The 20,124-nt window shown below is 28.6% G+C and carries 18 protein-coding genes; 1 reads left to right on the forward strand and 17 read right to left on the reverse strand.

Annotated elements, in window-relative coordinates; all coding sequences use genetic code 11:
* Positions 1–64 precede the first annotated feature (64 nt).
* The 13 genes from hfq to H8R92_RS09950 form a co-directional block, all read right to left on the reverse strand.
* Complete coding sequence (hfq, locus tag H8R92_RS09890; protein ID WP_186835378.1) at positions 65–319, reverse strand: RNA chaperone Hfq; 255 nt, start codon at positions 317–319, stop codon at positions 65–67.
* Positions 320–369: 50 nt separating this feature from the next.
* Positions 370–1,296, reverse strand: a complete 927-nt coding sequence (gene miaA / locus H8R92_RS09895; protein WP_186835347.1) for a tRNA (adenosine(37)-N6)-dimethylallyltransferase MiaA — start codon at positions 1,294–1,296, stop codon at positions 370–372.
* Between the two features lie 12 nt (positions 1,297–1,308).
* Positions 1,309–3,255 (reverse strand): DNA mismatch repair endonuclease MutL, encoded by a 1,947-nt coding sequence (gene mutL / locus H8R92_RS09900; RefSeq protein WP_186835348.1) that lies wholly within the window; start codon positions 3,253–3,255, stop codon positions 1,309–1,311.
* A 13-nt stretch (positions 3,256–3,268) separates the two neighbouring features.
* Positions 3,269–5,986 (reverse strand): DNA mismatch repair protein MutS, encoded by a 2,718-nt coding sequence (mutS, locus tag H8R92_RS09905; protein WP_186835349.1) that lies wholly within the window; start codon positions 5,984–5,986, stop codon positions 3,269–3,271.
* 294 nt (positions 5,987–6,280) lie between these two features.
* Entirely contained in the window at positions 6,281–6,541 is a 261-nt protein-coding gene (locus H8R92_RS09910; protein ID WP_022212476.1) for a phage holin, read from the reverse strand.
* A gap of 184 nt (positions 6,542–6,725) precedes the next feature.
* Positions 6,726–8,102 (reverse strand): tRNA (N6-isopentenyl adenosine(37)-C2)-methylthiotransferase MiaB, encoded by a 1,377-nt coding sequence (gene miaB, locus H8R92_RS09915; RefSeq protein ID WP_022212475.1) that lies wholly within the window; start codon positions 8,100–8,102, stop codon positions 6,726–6,728.
* Positions 8,103–8,213: 111 nt separating this feature from the next.
* The gene (locus tag H8R92_RS09920) at positions 8,214–9,143 is read right to left on the reverse strand and encodes a GNAT family N-acetyltransferase (RefSeq protein WP_186835350.1); all 930 of its coding nucleotides are present in this window, start codon (positions 9,141–9,143) and stop codon (positions 8,214–8,216) included.
* A 105-nt stretch (positions 9,144–9,248) separates the two neighbouring features.
* A complete protein-coding gene (locus H8R92_RS09925; protein ID WP_186835351.1) occupies positions 9,249–11,156 on the reverse strand; it encodes a bifunctional 4-hydroxy-3-methylbut-2-enyl diphosphate reductase/30S ribosomal protein S1 in 1,908 nt (635 codons plus the stop codon).
* A gap of 31 nt (positions 11,157–11,187) precedes the next feature.
* Positions 11,188–11,844, reverse strand: a complete 657-nt coding sequence (cmk, locus tag H8R92_RS09930) for a (d)CMP kinase (protein ID WP_186835352.1) — start codon at positions 11,842–11,844, stop codon at positions 11,188–11,190.
* Between the two features lie 76 nt (positions 11,845–11,920).
* The gene (locus H8R92_RS09935) at positions 11,921–13,138 is read right to left on the reverse strand and encodes a BaiN/RdsA family NAD(P)/FAD-dependent oxidoreductase (protein WP_186835353.1); all 1,218 of its coding nucleotides are present in this window, start codon (positions 13,136–13,138) and stop codon (positions 11,921–11,923) included.
* 78 nt (positions 13,139–13,216) lie between these two features.
* Positions 13,217–14,113 (reverse strand): MurR/RpiR family transcriptional regulator, encoded by an 897-nt coding sequence (locus H8R92_RS09940; protein ID WP_186835354.1) that lies wholly within the window; start codon positions 14,111–14,113, stop codon positions 13,217–13,219.
* A 113-nt stretch (positions 14,114–14,226) separates the two neighbouring features.
* Entirely contained in the window at positions 14,227–14,772 is a 546-nt protein-coding gene (gene mnmM, locus H8R92_RS09945; RefSeq protein ID WP_186835355.1) for a tRNA 5-(aminomethyl)-2-thiouridylate-methyltransferase MnmM, read from the reverse strand.
* 3 nt (positions 14,773–14,775) lie between these two features.
* Complete coding sequence (locus tag H8R92_RS09950; RefSeq protein WP_186835356.1) at positions 14,776–15,495, reverse strand: pseudouridine synthase; 720 nt, start codon at positions 15,493–15,495, stop codon at positions 14,776–14,778.
* 188 nt (positions 15,496–15,683) lie between these two features.
* On the opposite strand from H8R92_RS09950, the gene ilvA reads away from it, so the two are divergent.
* Positions 15,684–16,889: a threonine ammonia-lyase gene (gene ilvA, locus H8R92_RS09955; RefSeq protein ID WP_186835357.1), complete on the forward strand. Its 1,206-nt coding sequence runs from the start codon at positions 15,684–15,686 to the stop codon at positions 16,887–16,889.
* A gap of 48 nt (positions 16,890–16,937) precedes the next feature.
* Here the strand turns inward: ilvA and pyrE are convergent, their stop codons facing one another.
* The 4 genes from pyrE to H8R92_RS09975 form a co-directional block, all read right to left on the reverse strand.
* A complete protein-coding gene (gene pyrE, locus H8R92_RS09960; RefSeq protein ID WP_186835358.1) occupies positions 16,938–17,609 on the reverse strand; it encodes an orotate phosphoribosyltransferase in 672 nt (223 codons plus the stop codon).
* 81 nt (positions 17,610–17,690) lie between these two features.
* Entirely contained in the window at positions 17,691–18,695 is a 1,005-nt protein-coding gene (gene hypE / locus H8R92_RS09965; protein WP_186835359.1) for a hydrogenase expression/formation protein HypE, read from the reverse strand.
* Positions 18,695–19,780 carry a hydrogenase formation protein HypD gene (gene hypD, locus H8R92_RS09970; protein WP_186835360.1) on the reverse strand — a complete coding sequence of 362 codons (1,086 nt, stop codon included), beginning with the start codon at positions 19,778–19,780 and terminating at the stop codon, positions 18,695–18,697. The genes hypE and hypD overlap by 1 nt, the downstream gene beginning before the upstream one ends.
* Positions 19,770–20,009, reverse strand: a complete 240-nt coding sequence (locus tag H8R92_RS09975) for a HypC/HybG/HupF family hydrogenase formation chaperone (RefSeq protein WP_186835361.1) — start codon at positions 20,007–20,009, stop codon at positions 19,770–19,772. Before H8R92_RS09975 ends, hypD begins: the two co-directional genes overlap by 11 nt.
* Positions 20,010–20,124: the final 115 nt, after the last annotated feature.

Raw genomic sequence — 20,124 nt, forward strand, 5'->3', positions numbered from 1 at the left:
ACTATGACTATTATATATAATTAATTTGTAAATATAAAGTATTTATATAAAAAAAGATGAAAGATTAACCTTCATCTTCTTTACCATATTCATTACCCTCTGCAAATAAAATAGGCTTGTTTGGAGAAATTGTAGTTATTGCATGTTTATAAACCATCATTTGTTTACCTTCAGAATCTAATATAACTGTAAAATTATCAAATCCTTTTACTAGTCCTTTTAGAAGAAACCCATTGGTTAAATATATAGATACTAGCATTTTGCTTTTTCTTGCACCATTAAGAAAAATATCCTGTAAATTATTTTGTTGTTTATTCAACATAACCACCTCCATAATATAGCAATATGTTAATTAAAATTATAACGCTATTACCTATTAATGTCATTAATTATTTTATTTAAAATCTCATCATCAGACATATAGTCCTTATTCAAAAATATTGCTCTTGGATCCTTTCTAAACCAAGTAAGTTGTCTTTTTGCATAATTTCTAGAACCTTGCTTAACCATCTCCTTGCTTTCTTCTAAAGTAATTAATCCATCTAAATACAATAACACTTCTTTGTAACCTATTCCTTGCATTGACTGCATAGAAGAAGTATACCCTAATTTCTTTAAATTAATACATTCAACAAGTAATCCCTTTTCATACATAATTTCTACTCTTTTATTTATTCTCTCATAAAGCTTTGTTCTATCCATATTTAATACAAAATAATGTACATCATATTTGCTTTTATATAAATTATCACCGGCATTATATGAGCTAAAAGGCTTACCAGTAAGCTTATATACCTCTAAAGCTCTAATGACCCTTTTTCTGTTATTAGGATGAATAGACTCATAACTTATAGGATCTATTTCTTTTAACATGTTATGGACATATTCTGCTCCCTCTTTATCTATAAGTTTATTTAATTCTTCTCTATATTCATCGTCCTTTTCAGATTCTGTGAAATTCATATTACAAGTCAAAGCATTAATATATAAACCAGTCCCACCAGTAAGGATAGGAAGTTTTCCTCTTCTTAATATGTCTTCTATAGCTTTTTCTGCCCTCTCCTTATAATCTGCAACAGAAAAAGCTATATCTGGTGAAACTACATCTAACATATGATGTTTTACTCCCAGCATTTCTTCTTCTTTTATTTTAGCTGAACCTATATCCATGCCTTTATAAATCTGCATAGAATCAGTAGAAATTATTTCACCATTCAAGGCTTTTGCCAGTCTAATTGATAGTTCTGTTTTACCTACTGCTGTTGGACCAGCTAGCACTAAGATTTTATCTTTCATATATTTTCCTTTCTAAACAATCCTTCTAAATTTTTTATCTAATTCATAATTGGTCATTTTTATAATTATTGGCCTTCCATGTGGACAATGGAAAGGATCTTCAATATATCTTAATTGCTCAATTAGCTCTTTCATTTCTATTTCAGTAAGATAATCATTAGCTTTTACTGCAGCTCTACAGGCCATTGAAGCAATTTTATTTATCTTAACTTCAACAGTCTTTCCACTTCCCATATTCTTTAGGTTGTCTATCATATCTAAGAACAGTTTTTTAGAGTCCAGCTTTCCTAAGAAATAAGGAACCTCTTTTAAAGAAATTGTATTGTCACCAAATTCATCGATGATAAAACCAGACTCTTCAAAAAGATTCTTATTTTCAATATAGCATTCATAATCATCCATGGACATTTCGAGTACCATCGGGATTAATAAAGGCTGAATAATAGTATTCTTATTTTCGATATCATTTCGATATTTTTCGAATAGGATTTTTTCATGAGCTGCATGCTGATCAATTATATATAGACAATCTAAATATTCTGCCAAGATATATGTTTTATTAAATTGACCAATAACCCTTAAGTCTGCAAATTTTGCCACTGGAACTTTTTTATCCATACTCTTTTTGATTTCACTTTTTTCTTCATTAGAGTTTTCCTTATGAGAGTTGTTATATAAAATTTCTTCCTTCTCAAAATTTTGCTCAACATATTCATCATTTTTAATGAAGTTTTTAGCCTCTTTAGCAGCTTTTAATTCATTATAGATATTCTCTTCCTTTTTAATATCATTCATAGTTACAGAACTATATATATCATTTATAGAAGGTTCCTTTAGTAAGCTGTTTTTTGTTTCAAGTAAATCTATCTGTTCTCTTTTCTCAACATTTATAAGTTCTTCTTTTAGCAATAAAGGACTTTGAATATTAACATTTAGTTGTTCTTGATGAATTGCAAAACTATTGAATACATCATTCTTCAAAGCACTATGAACAGTATCAAAAACAGCCTTAAAAATCATTCTTTCATCTTTAAATTTTATTTCTGCTTTTGTTGGGTGAATATTTACATCTATATTATCAGCAGGAATATCAATAAACAATACAAAGAAAGGAAACTTATTTACTGTTGAGAAAGATTTAAAAGCATTTTCCACAGCAGCAACAACAGTTTTATTCTTAATATATCTATTATTTACATATATACTTTGATTATTTCTAGACCCACGTGCAATAGATTCTCTTCCAACATATCCATATATCCTAATATAACTGTCTTCATGATTAGAGAATTCTATTATATCTTCATAAATTGTTTTACCATAAATAGTTCTAATAGTAGATGCTAAATTATTATCTCCATAAGTTAAAAGAGTCTTTTTTTTATTATTGAATAGTTTAAAAGAAATATTAGGATAAGAAAGAGCTATTCTTGTGACAATATCATTGGCAAGAGATCCTTCTCTAGATGGAGTCTTTAAAAACTTCTTTCTAGCAGGAACATTGAAGAATAGATTTCTCACTTCCATAATTGAACCATTATTCATCCCTATATCATTGATTGATAATATTTCACCAGCAGAAATGGATACTTCCTTACCAAAATTGGCATCGGCAGTCTTACTTCTAAAGTTAACCTCAGAAACAGAGGCAATAGAAGGCAGCGCTTCTCCTCTGAATCCTAAAGTATTAATATGATATATATCATCCACAGATACAATCTTTGATGTAGCATGAGGCAAGAATGCTTTCGAAATATCATCTGCATAAATTCCAGAACCATTATCTATAACACGAATTAATTTTATTCCACCTTCTTCTATTTCAATGGTGATATTTTTAGCACCTGCATCAATGGAGTTTTCTACTAACTCTTTTACTACTGAGGCTGGTCTCTCTACAACCTCACCAGCAGCAATTTTATTAGAAGTATGCTCATCTAATATATTTATTCTTTTCATCATAGTACCTCACTTACATATTCTTAGATTTTTGTACTATTTCAAAGAGTTTATTCATTGCAGCAAGAGGTGTCATCGTCATTATTTCAATACTAGCAATTTCTTTAAGAAAAGCTTCCTTTTCAATCATTGCAAAATCTATTTGTATTGTATCATTAGTTTCTACAGTCACTTTTTCTTCTTTTTTAGAATCTTTTTCTAAATCTACCACAGCTTCTTGTTTAGTCTCCACTACAGTTTCCTTGATTTCTTCTGCAACGTTCTCTTCGGCCATAAACTTTCTTTTGTTACTTTGTTCACTTAACAATTCATGACTTTCATCAAAGGATTTTTCTCCTTCTAACTTATGTAGAATTTCCTTTGCTCTTTCAATAACACCTTCTGGTAACCCTGCTAGTTTAGCAACCTCAATACCATATGATTGGTCAGCACCACCTTCCACAATTTTTCTTAGGAAAATTACTTCACCAAGTTTTTCAGTTACAGCAACTGAATAATTCTTAACCCCTTCAATAACACCTTCTAATTTAGTAAGCTCATGATAATGAGTAGCAAATAAAGTGTTACATTTTAATGTTTCCTTATTACACATATATTCTATTACTGACCAAGCGATACTTAATCCATCATATGTAGATGTTCCTCTTCCAACTTCATCTAATAAAACTAAACTCTTAGAAGTTGCATTCTTTAAGATATTTGATACTTCCCACATTTCCACCATGAAAGTAGACTTACCACCTGCTAAGTCATCTGATGCTCCTATTCTTGTAAATATCTTATCAGAAATAGAAATATTGGCACTGTTTGCTGGAACAAATGATCCTATTTGCGCCATTAAATTAATTAGAGCCACTTGTCTCATGTAAGTAGATTTACCAGCCATATTAGGTCCAGTAATAAGAAGAAACCTATCTTTCTTTCTATTTAAATGTGTATCATTACAAATAAATTCACCTTTATCAATTACTTTTTCTACAACAGGGTGACGTCCTTCTTTTATTTCAAAAATTCCCTCTTCGTTAATTTGTGGTTTTACATAATTATTTTCTAAGGCAATAATAGCCATAGTTGAAATTACATCTAACGATGATATTATGTTAGCAGTCTTTTTAAGTCTAGATATTTCTTTTTCTACTTTATCTCTTACTTCAACAAATAACTTATATTCTAAAGCAATAAGTTTTTCTTCAGCACCTAATATTTTTTCTTCCATAACCTTTAACTCTTCAGTAATGAATCTTTCAGCATTAGCAAGAGTTTGCTTTCTTATATAACGCCCTTCAGGAATAGTAGCATAATTTGCTTTAGATATCTCTATATAATAACCAAATACTTTATTATAGCCAACTTTTAATGAACGGATACCAGTAAATTCTCTTTCTTTATTTTCAAGTTCAGCAATCCACTGTTTACCATTAAGCTTTGCACTTCTAAGTTCATCTACTTGGGCAGAATATCCATTATTAATTATATTTCCTTCTTTTACTGATATTGAAGGATCAGCAATAATTGCTAAGTTTAATAATTCATTTAAATCATCTAATGTATCTAATGAATTATACCATTCCTTTAGTAATGGTGCATTTAATCCATTTAAAACAGCTTTTATAGATGGCAGTTTTTGTAATGATGATTTTAATGAAACTAAATCTCTAGCATTAACATTCTTATTAGAAATCTTACCTACAATTCTTTCTATATCATAAACATCCTTAAGAGCTTCTCTAATTTCCTCATTTATATATGTGTTATTATATAATTCTTCTACAGATGTTAATCTATTTTCAATTTCATCCTTCTTTATTAATGGTTCTTCGATCCACTTTCTTAGAGTTCTTCCTCCCATTGCAGTGGCAGTCTTATCTAAAACCCAAATAAGACTTCCCTTTTTAGTCTTATCCCTTAAGTTTTCAGTAAGTTCTAAGTTTCTTCTAGAACTACTGTCAATTGACATATAGTTTATAATGTCATATGTCTCTAAAAGATTTATATTAGATAAACTTATCTTTTGTGTTTCTAATATGTATTTTAATAATGTAGAAGAAGCTTTCTTTGCTCTCTTATCAAGATTTTTTAAATCTAAAGATGTGAATTGAGCTATCATTTCTTCATCACTACAAGAAAAGTCATTGAAGTCCTTAATAGTAACTAAAGCGTTACTTATACCTTTAATATCATTTTCTAAGTTTTCATAAATACTCTTATCTATAAGAATTTCTTTTGGTGAAATTTTTGATATTTCATCTAGAAGGCTTGCCTTAGAAACAGTAAATGATGTTGTTTTAAATTCACCAGTGGAAATATCTGAAGAGGATACACCATATATGCCATCTTCTTCATAAATAGATAATATATATACATTTTTGTATTCTTCTTCAGTTGTATTTTCTATAAAAGTACCTGGTGTAATAACTTTAATTACATCTCTTTTAACTATACCTTTAGTAGCTGCAGGATCTTCAACTTGTTCACCAATGGCAACCTTATATCCTTTATTAACTAATTTAGATATATATGAAGCTGCAGCATGGAATGGAATTCCACACATTGGTGCTCTTTCTTCCAAACCACATTCTCTACCTGTTAAAACAAGTTCTAATTCTTTCGATGCTATCTTCGCATCTTCAAAAAACATTTCATAAAAGTCACCTAATCTATAAAAAAGAATACAATCTTCATATCTTTCTTTTATTTCAACGTATTGTCTCATCATAGGCGTTAATGCCATGATACATCCCTCCTAGTAATTTTCAAGGTATATACCTTGATTTTTAGCCATTTTATAAAATAAATTATACATTATTACAAAAAAAATATAAAGGAAATAAGACTAAACAAATTTATCTAAAATCATTGTATAATTATTCAGATACATCCTCGGATATTTGTATACAAATTGCTAATTATTCACTTATCATTAATATTTATACATGATATTGAAATAAGTTTTACCATAAAATGAGCTGTTCACTAATTATTTAGTGCGACAGCCCCTTTTAAAATTATTATATTATTGCAGTAATTACTCTTTTTTACTTTCTTCTTTAATTTTATCAGCTAGTTTATCTGAAACACCTGGAATATAAGCTTTAACATTTTCTGTTGGATCATTTAATAATCCAAGTAATAGCAAAATGCTACAGATGGATTCTATGATCCCCATAACTTTATCACTATTGATGTCTAAGCCAAATTGACATAATAAACTTACAATAAGTGCAGCTAAAGCTACTATGGTACCTCTGTTATTTAATCTAGATAAAATAGACTTCCAAACTGACATAGTTCACATCTCCCTATTATTAATCTTTTAATAACTATAAACTATACACTAAATATTATTTCTATACATCAGTAAATATTCCTTAATCTAATAAAAAAAAGAAACTATATTATATTTTAAAATACCTAATTTAATTAAGGTATAAAATAAAATTAAAAAAGCTGCCACATATGGCAGCTTTAAATTATTTAATTACTTCACCTATTAATGAGAAGTTTTGAGCTCTTGTTATTTTTACATTAACAAGTTCTCCAACATTTACATTTTCACCAGTAAAGTTAACTAATCTTCCTGTTCTAGTTCTTCCTGTAAGTTTTTCAGCATCATTTTTGCTATTTCCTTCTACTAATACTTCAAGTATATTTCCTTCTTCAGCCTTATTTTGTGCAATTACTCTTTCATTTACTGCAGCAATTAATCTATTAAACCTATGGTGCTTATCTTCCTCACTAACTTGATTTAACATCATATCAGCTGGTGTATTGTTTCTTCTTGAATAAATGAACGTAAATGCTGAAGAATATCCTACTTCTTTAACAAGTTCTAATGTTTCTTGGAAATCTTCTTCTGTTTCACCTGGGAAACCAACAATAATATCTGTTGTTAAAGTCACTCCTGGTATTTCTTCTTTAATTTTCTTTATTAAATCTAAATAATATTCTTTTGTGTAATGTCTATTCATTTTCTTTAATATACTATTTGATCCACTTTGTACTGGTAAATGAATTTGTTCGCATAACTTATCACATTCTTTAATAGCCATTATTACATCATGTGTAAGGTCTTTAGGATGAGATGTCATAAATCTAACTCTTTCTAATCCTTCTATTTCATTAATCATTCTTAAAAGTTTTGCAAAATCAACTTCTTCTTCTAATCCTTTACCATATGAGTTTACATTTTGACCAAGTAAAGTTATTTCTTTATAACCTTGTGCAACAAGTTCCCTTACCTCATTTAAAATATCTTCAGGCTTTCTTGAACGTTCTCTTCCTCTTACATATGGTACTATACAATAAGTACAGAAGTTGTTGCAGCCATACATTATTGTTACGAAAGCTTTTACATTACTTTCTCTATCTATTGGAAGTCCTTCAACAATATCTGTTTCTTTATTAAATATTTCTTTTATTTGAACACCTTCAGTTTTAACTCTATTTAAGTATTCAGGGAATTTATATGCATTATGTGTACCAAATACAATATTTACATATGGGAATTTTTTTAAAATTTTATCTGCCATACCTTCTTGCTGCATCATACATCCACATATTCCTATAATTAAATCTGGATTTTCTTTCTTTAAATGCTTAAGACTTCCTAAATTACCAAAAACCTTATTTTCGGCATTTTCTCTTACACAACAAGTATTAAACAATATTATACCTGCGTCTTCCTTATTTTCAGTTTTTGTATATCCAACTCTTTTAAGCATACCAGATAATTTTTCAGAATCTTCTTCATTCATTTGGCATCCCCAAGTTTCGATATAGAAGTGTTTTTTTACATTATCTTTTTCTTTAAGTTCATCTAATATTTTAATATCAAAATTTTTACTCATTATTGTTCCTCCAAAATTTATATAAATCATAACGTATTATAACATAACTTTTTGCAAAAAATAAAGAGTAGGATTTTTGGATTCTGTATACTTTTAATAAATATATTTTTGTTATTTTTCTCTTTTCCAGTTATTTAAGGAATACTCATATTTAAATCCACATTTATTATATAAATTTATGGCTTTAATATTATTTTTATCCACTCTAATGTATAAATCCAATATATTTCTGTCAATACACTCATTAATAATATGATTTAATAATAATTCGCCAAAGCCCTTCCCCCTAAAAACAGGAACTATACCAAAATTAACAACAGTATATCTTCCCCTATTATAAATAACTTGTCCATACCCAATAGCACTATTATTCATCATCAAAAATATAGAGAGATCATCTATATAATATTCTTGCTTTATATCATTTTCAATGTCTGAAACATAAATTTCTGCTCGCATTTTATCATGAAAAATATCATTTTGCAGGTCACATCGTAACTTTTCATCTTTACCTATTTTAAATCTTTTAAATGCTATATTAGGATGTATAAACCTATTGCTATAAGCATATTCAAGAACATCTTTATCTTCTGTTATCTTTTTAAATAATCTTTCACTACCTTTTTTATCTTGGTCAAATAATACAAGTTTCATTAAAAATGTTTCTCTATATTTACAAAAACCTAGCTTACGTAATACACTATTGATTGCTTCATTATTCAACTCCTCATAAATAAGCATATCGTTATCAAACTCCCATAGTATATCTTTATCAACTATTTCTAAATATGATGGTTTAACATATAAAGACCACACCTTAATGGGATTTTCGAAAGGTATGTTATACCAAATATAACCTATAACTTTCTCATTATGAACAAATAATTTCACAAATTTTTTTAGTATTATCTTTGAAAAAAAACTTTCACTTTCATAATACTTAAAAAAATCTTTATCATAAGTTTTAAAATTTAGCTTTTCTGCACTTAATTTCTTAAATTTATCCAAATTACTATTTGATAACTTTTCTAACGATAACATGCCAATCCCTTCTAACACTTAACTTATTCAAAGACAAAAAGATTACACTGAAATAATATGTGTAATCTTTTTTAATAATACCTTGTAATTTATAAAGGCTAAGTTTTATTCAGCATCTTTTATGCTAAGTGCTATTTTTCTATTTTCTTTATCAATACTTAGTATTATACATTTAACTTCTTGACCAATAGATAAAACTTCACTTGGATGTTTTATATGATCGTGGCTTATTTTTGAAATATGAACTAAACCATCTATACCTGGCTCTAATTCAACAAAAGCACCAAAATCATTAATTCTAACTACCTTTCCTAAAACAGCTGAGCCTTCGCTGTACTTTTCATCAACAACACTCCATGGTTCTGGAGTTAGTTCCTTAATACTTAATGATAATTTCTTTGTTTCTTTATCTAAGTTTATAATCTTAACATCTACAATTTGACCAATTTTTAAGACTTCCTCACAAGATTTTATGTGACTCCATGAAATTTGTGATAAATGAATTAAACCATCAACACCATCAACTTCTGCAAAAGCACCAAAATTTGTGAATCTCTTAATTTCAGCTTTTACAATATCACCAACTTGAAGAGAATCCCAAGTTATAGCCTCCTTTTTAGCTTTAGCTTCTTCTAAAAGAATCTTTCTTGAAGCAACAATTTTTGAAAGATTTTCTTTTGAAAAATCTATAAGCTTAACAGCCATTTCTGTTCCTACTAGGCTTTCTTTATCTTCTACATATTTAATATCAATTTGCGAAGATGGTATAAATATTCTTACACCATTGTAGTATGCAACTAACCCTTTTTCTTTTGCAGCAGTTACTTTGATTGTTAATTCTTCTTTGTTTTCATATACTTTTTCTAAGTATCCTAAAGCTTCGTCTTTTTCAAATTCAAGTCTTGATAAAACTACATAGTTATCTTCGTTTTTTAATTTGATAACTTTAGCCTTTATTATATCTCCAACTTTGATATTGCTTAATACTTCTTCAAGCTTTTCTGCTGATGTAAGTTCTTTAAATGGAATCACACCATCTGATTTATATCCTATTAAAGATATTACTACAACATCATTAGTTATAGATAAAATTTCACCTTCTACTTCATCTCCAATACGAAATTTTCTATCCATTTCGTTCATTAACTCCAATTGATTTTCCATTTTTCTATTCCCCTCCAACTTATCAATAACTTCCTTTATAATCCAATCTGGAGTTGATGCTCCAGCTGTTATCCCAATTTTTTCGAATGATTCGTTTTCAATAAATTCTTTTGGTAATTCGTTCACATTTTCAATGTGTATAGTATTTGTACAATTACTTTTAGCTATTTCATAAAGCTTTGTTGTGTTTGAACTATTTTTTCCTCCTACAACAATAACTGCATCACTAACTTTAGAAAGCTCATCAATACTCTTTTGTCTCACTTCTGTAGCTGAACATATTGTATTAAATGATAAAAGTTCCTTAACATGTGGAGTTAAATTGTTAATAGTATTTTTCCAATTTTCCTCTTTTTCAGTAGTTTGTGACACTGCACATACTTTGTTTGGAAGTTCTTCATTAAACTCACCATTATTTGTTACTATTGCTTCATTGTTACACCAACCGTTTATCCCCGCAACTTCCGGATGTTTTTTATCACCTAAAATTACAATTTTATATCCCAAAGAAGAATATTTATTAACCTTCTTCTGTATATTCGTAACGTAAGGGCAAGTTGCATTAACCACTATAAAATTTCTTGCTTTTAGTGATTCTATAACTTCACTTCCTACTCCATGGGAACGTATTACTATTACATCGCCTTCTTTTAGCATATCAACGTTCTCAAATTCTACTGAATATATATTATTTTCTTCTAAAAATTTAACAACATCATTATTATGAATTAAAGGTCCTAATGTATATATTTTTTTACTATACTGCTTTTGAATTTTAATTGCTTCCTCTACTGCTCTTTGAACTCCAAAGCAAAATCCAGCATTTTCAGCAAGTGTGATTTTTTTCATAAAATTTCTCCTAAGTTAAATCAATATAATTTTATTTTAATATATTTTCAATATAATTACAAATTATTTCAGTAACTTCATTTATATTATAATTTGAACTATCTATTTCTATTGCATCATCAGCTTTTCTTAATGGATCAACTTCTCTTGTGCTATCTATAGTATCTCTTCTAATTATTTCATTTAATATTTCATCATAATTAACTTCAAGACCTCTTTCAGTTAATTCTTTAAATCTTCTATTAGCACGTTCTTTTGCACTAGCAGTTAAAAAAAATTTGCATTTTGAATCTTTTAAAACCACAGTTCCAATATCTCTTCCATCCATAATAACATTATATTTTTCTGCAATATTTCTTTGTAACTGAACTAACTTAGATCTAACTTCTGGTATAGATGCATAGTTTGAAACTATTGCACTTATTTCTGGCATTGTAATTTCTTCTTGCACGTTAATTCCGTTTAAAACTAAATCATCATTTTCAAAATGAATTTCCATAGTATCAACTAATTTTACTAATTTTTCTACCTCTTCTGGCTTAATATGTTTACGTTCGGCCATTAAAGCAACTGCTCTATACATTGCTCCGGTATTTATATACATAAGATCAAATTTCTTTCCTACTATCTTTGCTATAGTGCTTTTCCCTGCACCAGCTGGTCCATCTATTGCAACTGATATTCTCATATTATACCACCTTTCAAAACTATATATTATTTTTATACTTTAAAATTATATAATCATTATTTAAAGTTCACAAGTGTTATAAATATTTTCCTGCCAAATATCCTGTAGATAATGCTATTTGTACATTATATCCACCTGTAAAAGCATCAATATCTATAACCTCACCAGCAAATGATAAGTTATTAATAATCTTTGATTTCATTGTTGAAGGATCTATTTCTAAAGTAGATACACCACCTGAAGTAACTATTGCTTCTTCTAAAGGTCTTAACCCCTTTACTTTACCTTTTATACCCTTAATAACACTTACAAGATTTTTTCTTTCTAACTTAGTAATTTCATTAACCTTCTTATAGTCATCTATCTTTGAAAGTTTTATTATTAATGGAATCATTTTTTGTGGTAATAAATCATCTAATGAATTTCTAAAATCCTTATTAATATATTTTTTAAAATCTTTTTGTACTCTTAAATCTAGCTCTTTATCATCTAAAGATGGTTTTAAATCAATAGAAATTGAATATGTATCTTTATAATCTATATATCTTGATCCTGAAAGTACTATAGGTCCAGATATTCCATAAGAAGTAAATTTCATTTCTCCTTGATTTGAATATCTAACCTTATTCTTACTATCTAGTATATCTAACTTAACATTCTTTAATGTTAAACCCATCAATTCTTTAAACCAGTCTCCATTTAATTCAACTGGTACCAATGAAGGTTTTAAATCAATTATTTTATGTCCTAGTTTTTCTGCTAAAACTTGCCCTTCACCTCTTGAACCAGTTAAAGGATAAGATGCTCCACCAGTGGCAATTATAAAATAATCAGCACTAATTTTTTGACTATTATTTATTTCAACTGATTTTATTGTATTATTTTCAAAGAATACATCTGTAACTTTAGAATTTAATTTAATATCCACCTTAGCCTTACTTAGTTTTTTAGATAAAGCTTTTATTATATCTGATGATTTATCAGACTCAGGGAATATTCTTCCACCACGCTCTATCTTTAATTTTGTTCCTTCACTTTCTATCATTTCTATAACATCATTATTAGTAAATGAATATAAAGCACTATATAAAAAATGCGGATTACCAGGAATATAATCAAAAAAGTCGCCAATATCTTTACCATTTGTTATATTACATCTTCCTTTTCCTGTGATAAATAACTTTTTAGCTATTTTTTCATTACCATCAACTAAAACAACATTATGGTTTTCAGCAGCTGTGATGGCAGCCATTATACCTGCTGGCCCTGCTCCTATTACCATTACCTTAGACATAATCTTTTCTCCTTTATGTTAAAAATTAAAGGAATTAACTTTTGCTAATTCCTTTAGTGTTACAATTACAATATTTCTTTAAAATTCATCATCATTATTATGATTATAAGAATATACATTATATTCTTTCCAAATCTGTTCCAGACTGTTAAAGGTAGTTGAAACACTTTCTTTCTGTCTTAATCCTACTGCAATTAGTAATGCATTAATAACAGACAATGGTGCTACTAATGAATCAACAAAGGAAGCCATATTGCTTTGAACAATTAAAGCATAGTCTGCTCTTTGTGCAAGTGGTGATATGATGCTATCAGTTAAAGCAACAATTGTAGCTCCCCTATCTTGTGCAAAACTTAATACATCAATAGTTCTATTAGCGTATCTTGGGAAGCCTATTCCTATTACAAGGTCACCTTCACCTATATTAATCATTTCTTCAAAAATATCAGAAATACCATAACCTACAGTTTTTACATTCTGCAATATTACATTTAAATAAAATCCTAAAAATTCTGCAAGAGCCATAGAACTTCTAAGTCCAATGATATAAATTCTTTTTGCTTCAAAAATATTATTTACAACATCTTCAAATGTTGAATAATTTATTTTTTCCATAGTTGCTCTAATATTTTCCATATCAGACTTTAAAACACCTTTAAGCGTATATCCATTACAAATATAATCGTTTGATAAATCAAGTCTTTGAACAGTTGTAAGCTTATTTTTAATCAGTTCCTGTAAAGATTTTTGTAAACTTGGATATCCAGAGAAACCTAGTTCAATAGCAAAACGCACTACTGTAGATTCAGACACCCCCACCGAATTTCCAAGTTTAGCTGCAGTCATAAATGCAGCTTTATCATAATTTTTAAGTATATATTCAGATATTAATTTCTGGCCCTTACTTAGTTTAGGAAACTTATTATGAATAATGGCCATTAAATCTTGAGCTTCATCGTTGTTGGTTTTATCCATTGTTAAATCCTTTCTTTTTTCAAATAATTAGCTTAAATTATTTTAGCACTTATAATAAATATTATCAATTATATTATAAATTTAAAATTCTATTTTTCAATATAATATCAATTTCATTTCTTTTCTATCACTATTAATAATGGTGCCGATTTTGCTCTATTTAAATATTCATGAAGCATGACTCCATATATGTTTTTAGGTAAGTTTCTTACATACTCCATGATAAAGTTTTCTTCATTTTTCCCTTCTGAATGCCCCCTATAAATTGCAATAGTCATTATACCGTTACTATCTAGAAGTTCTAATCCGGCTTCAATACTCTTCATAGTAGTTTTTGCTAAGGTAGTTATTTCTTTATTACTACCTGGAAGAAATCCTAAATTATACATTATGCAGTTTACCTTATCTTCTATAACATATTCATCAAATTTATGGTGAGAATCATTTACAACAGATACATTTTTCCTATTTTTAAGTTTATAATTTAAGCAAGCTTCTTCTTGAACATCAAATGAGTAAACTTTTTCAAACCTTTCGCACAGAAAATCTGTATCATATCCATTTCCTAAAGTAGCATCTATGGCTATAATTTTTTTTTCTAAATGATTTTCTATGATACTATGGGATAAATCGCTAATATCAGAAACATATTTAAACATAATTTATAGCTCCTTTATATATTGAAGTTCTTCTTTTGTCAGTTCTCTATATTTCCCCTGTTGTAAATAACCTAGTTTTAAATCACCTATAGATACTCTTTTTAAAGAAATAACTTCATGATTAAGAGATGAACACATTCTTCTTATTTGCCTATTTTTCCCTTCGTAAATAGTAATTTCTACAGTAGATATATATGAATTTTTTACTAAATCTTCTGAAATAATTCTTATCTTTGCTGGTGCTGTAACATATCCACCAATATCCAATCCTTTTTCAAACCTTTCCATATCTTCTTTTGAAAATACACCTTTACATTCAGCTATGTACTTTTTATCGATTTTAACTCTTGGATGAATTATATTATTATATATATCACCGTCATTAGTTAATAATAAAAGGCCTGAACTATCATAATCAAGTCTTCCTATTGGATATACTCTTTCTTCAACCTTAACAATATCTAGGATAGTCTTTCTTCCTTTTTCATCTTTTACAGATGTAATAACTCCCTCAGGCTTATTAAGCATTATATATACTTTATTTTCCTCTGGAAGTATTCTTTTGCCTTCGTATTCAACTATATCATCTAAAGTAACTTTAGTACCTAGTTCATTTATAACTATTCCATTAACCTTTACTTTCCCAGTTAATATTATTTCTTCGCATTTTCTTCTAGATGCAATACCGCATCTAGCCATATACTTTTGCAATCTTTCTTCCATGTTTTTCACTCCATTATTCTTATTCAAGCTAATTATATATTTTACTGACTGTTAATACAATATATAAATTTCATCTAAATTATTAGCTTTATTTATGTTTAAGTTTATATCATATTTTTCGCTATTATATGGTAAAATATATAAATAATTGAAATAAAGATTATCTTTTATAAAATTTGGGGTGTATTATGTATATTGATGAAGCAAAAAAAGCAAGAAAAAGAATTGAAGATATTATAGTTAAAACGCCATTATTACATAGCGATATTTTTAGCAAACTTTCTTCAAACAATGTGTTTATGAAATGTGAAAATCTTCAAGTTACAGGGGCTTATAAGATTAGAGGAGCTCTTAATAAAATCTCTCAATTATCTAAAGAAGAAAAAATTAAAGGAGTAGTATGCTCATCAGCCGGAAACCATGCTCAAGGAGTAGCTTATGCGTCTTCAATATTGGGAATTGAATCTACCATTGTAATGCCTAAAACAACGCCATACTTAAAAGTACAATCAACAAAGAATTATGGTGGAAATACAGTTCTATTTGGTTCATGTTATGATGATGCTTTTTTAGAAGCAAAAAGAATTGAAAAAGAAGAGGGAAAGGTTTTTATTCCACCATTTGATGATTTTGATATAATATATGGTCAAGGGACTATTGGTCTAGAAATCCTAGAGGACTTACCTGATGTAGACTATATAATATGTCCAGTAGGTGGCGGTGGTCTTATAAGTGGTATAAGCTTAGTTGCAAAATCTTTAAATCCTGGGATAAAAATTATAGGTGTTCAAGCTTCTGGAGCTCCTTCAATGTATGAAAGTATTAATAAAGGTGAAAGGATTACCTTGGAACAAGTTAACACCATAGCTGATGGTATAGCTGTTAAATCTCCTGGGGAAAAAACTTTTGAAATCATTGATAAATACGTTGATGAAATAGTTACTGTAACGGAAGGTGAAATTGTTGATGCATTCCTATTATTAAGTGAAAAGCATAAACTTTTAGGAGAAGCGTCAGGAGTTGTTTCTCTAGCTGCTCTAAATAAGTTAAACTGTAAAGATAAAAAGATTTGTTCAATAATAAGCGGAGGTAATATTGATATGCTTACAATATCAAATCTCATAAATAACGGCCTTGTTTCTGGAGGCCGACTATTCTGTTTCTCAGTGGAGCTACCAGATGTTCCAGGACAATTAGTTGATATTTCTCAAATATTATCTGAAGAAAATGCTAATGTAGTCAAGCTTGAGCATAATCAATTTAAAGCAATGAATAGAATTAATAATGTTTTACTTGAAGTAACAGTAGAAACTAATGGTCATGAACACATTAATAAAATCATTAAACACTTTAACAGTAAAGGATATAAAATCAATATTATGTATAAAGGATAATTGATAATGAGAATTAAAAAAACAGTATCAGAGGATACTGCTTTTTTGTTACGCTCCGTATATAGAATAATACTCTTCTATTCTAGCTTTTATTTCATCATCAATATAAACTTTTCCATTTATTTCTCTATTATATAGGTATTCAACAACTTCCTTCATTGAAACAATTGCATAAGTTGTGATACCAAAAGTTTCTTTTATTTCTGCTTGAGCTGATTTATCACCTCTACCCTTTTCCATTCTATCAACTGATATAACAAGCCCTTGAATTTTAACATCGCCTTGAGCCTTTAAAATAGGAGCTGTTTCATATATAGAAGTTCCTGCTGTCATAACATCTTCAACAATAACTACTCTCTTAGTGTCATCTAATTTAGCACCTAACAGTATTCCGCCTTCACCATGATCTTTTACTTCTTTTCTATTAGAGCAGTACTCAACATTTAAATCATATAGCTTATTCATTGATATTGCTGTTGTAACTGTTAAAGGTATTCCTTTATAAGCTGGTCCAAAAAGCACATCAACTTCTTTACCAAAATATTCATTTATAGCCTTTGCATAAAACATTCCTAATTTATCTAACTGTTCACCAGTTGTATAATTTCCTGTATTAATAAAGAAAGGAGTTTTTCTTCCACTTTTTGTTATAAAATCTCCAAATCTTAAAACATTGCTTTCTACCATAAATTCTATAAACTCTTGTTTGTATTGTTCCATTATAAGCTTCCCTCTCAATTACGTATATTTTTCTAATTAATTGTAACATTAATCGTAAAAAAAGCCAATAAATTTATTTTTTTAACAAATTCTCGGTAATTGTTCACCTTTCATTGGAAAGCATTTAATTTTAGCACCAATAATTGTCTCTAAGTATAAATTCTTCTTACCATCAGCAATAACTTCTCCGATAATAGTAGCTTCTTGTCCTTCTTGGCTATTTCTTAATAAGTTTAAAACATCTATAGCATGCTGGTTGGAAACAATAATGATAACTTTTCCTTCATTAGCCATGTACAAAGGATTTAATCCTAATAAACCACTGAACTCCGATACTTCTGCACTAATAGGAAGTTTATCCTCATAAATAAGCATCTCTTTGTTAGAAGCATCAATTATTTCTAATAGAGTTGTAATAACTCCTCCCCTAGTAGGATCTCTCATCACTTTTATTTCTGATGAACTATTTAAAATACTTTCTATTATGCCATTTAAACTTTGACAATCACTTTTTAGAAGAGAACTTTCACATAAATTATTCCTTTCATTCATAATGGCAGCTCCATGCTCACCTATTGTACCACTGATTATTATCTTATCACCTACTTTAATGCTTCTCAGTCCTAATGGCCTATTTCTAGATATCACCCCTATGCCTGTGGTATTTATAAATAGCTTATCACCATTCCCCTTTTCTACTACCTTTGTATCACCACATACTATTTTGATATTAGCTTTCATTGCTTCATGACTGATTGTCTTTATTATTTCTTCAAGTTCATTTATCGCTAGTCCTTCCTCGATAATAAGTGAAAGTGATAAATATAAAGGAATAGCTCCCACCACTGACAGATCATTAACTGTTCCACAAATAGATAATTTTCCTATATTACCGCCATTAAAAAATATGGGATCAACCACAAAACTATCTGTAGTCATGGCAATTTCTCCTGATATTTTACCGAGAGTAGTAGCGTCATTTTTTTGCAAAAGAAATTCATTGCCTAAATATTTAAAGAATAATTCTTCTATTAATTTATTTGTTTCTTCTCCACCACTTCCATGTGATAACTGAATAAAATCCATTATTGCCCATCCCTTCTATACTTATAGTAATTATTACATGTGCCTTCATTAGAAACCATACAAGCTCCCAGTGGATTGCTCGGTGTACATATTCTATCAAAATATATACATTCCATTGGTGTTTTCATTCCATTAATTATGCTTCCACAAAGACATTTACTTGAAATTTCTATATTGTTAAATTTAACTCTAAACTTTTTTAATGCATCATACTGTTCATAAGAATCCTTTAATTTATAGCCGCTATCACTAACTTCACCCAGTCCTCTCCAAAAGCTGCTATCTATATCAAAAACCTCTTCAATCTTTTTCCTAGCTACAATATTACCTTCTCTTTTTACTACACTCTTATAATAATTAATGCAGGTATACTCTCTTTTTTCTGCCATCATAGATAATTTCAAAATACTTGCCAAAATTTCAGATGAGGTAAATCCTGAGATAACCATTGGTATATTGTATTTCTCAGCTAAAGACTTAAATTCCTGGCTTCCAGTTATAGCACATACATTCCCTGGGCATATTAAGCCATTAATTCCTATATCTTTATCTTTAAGAATATATTCAATGATAGGTGGCATTCTCTTAATTGCTACAATAAAACTCAAGTTACTTATATTTTTCACTTTTGCCCTAATTAAAACATCGGCATATATAGGTACAATTGTTTCAAAGCCAACAGCTATAAAAACTATTTCATTTCCCTTATTACACTCTGCTAAAGTTAATAATTCTTCTGGAGAATATATAACTTCAATTTTCTTTCCCTTTGATTTTTCTTTTAATAAACTACTGTGGCTACCAGGAACCTTAAGCATATCTGCAAAAGTAACTATCACTACACCTTTATCTAACAAAGCAATAGCACTATCTATATAATTGATTTCAGTTACACATACAGGACATCCTGGTCCTGAAACAAGGTGTATATTTTTAGGCATAACTTTATCAATACCATACTTATAGATTGACATTGTATGTGTTCCACATACCTCCATTATCTTCATTGGCTTTTTAAGATAATCATTAATCTTTAGTATTATATCTTTAGATAAATTTATATCCTCCACAAGCTTAAACACCATTTTTTTCTCCTTCTAACACCGTTAATAACTCTTTAAAAATTTTTAAGGTTTCCTCAGCTTCAGCCTTTTCAATCTTAGTAATTGCAAATCCCGCATGCACTAAAATATAATCTCCTATCTTTAAATTAGGAATTAAAGTAGTTACAATATTCTTTTTTATTGTGCCGAAGCTTACTAAAGCATTACCATCCTTTATTTCCATTATTTCTCCTGGCATAGCAACACACATATAATCACCCCTCTTACATATTATTGTATAATATTGGAAAATGTTTTTAAATAGCCTTTCTTAGAATTTATGTAAAGCTTGTATAAACACAGTGAGATAATTAACATCTCACTGT

This window comes from Clostridium lentum (assembly GCF_014287815.1).
GTDB lineage: Bacteria > Bacillota > Clostridia > Clostridiales > Clostridiaceae > Clostridium > Clostridium lentum.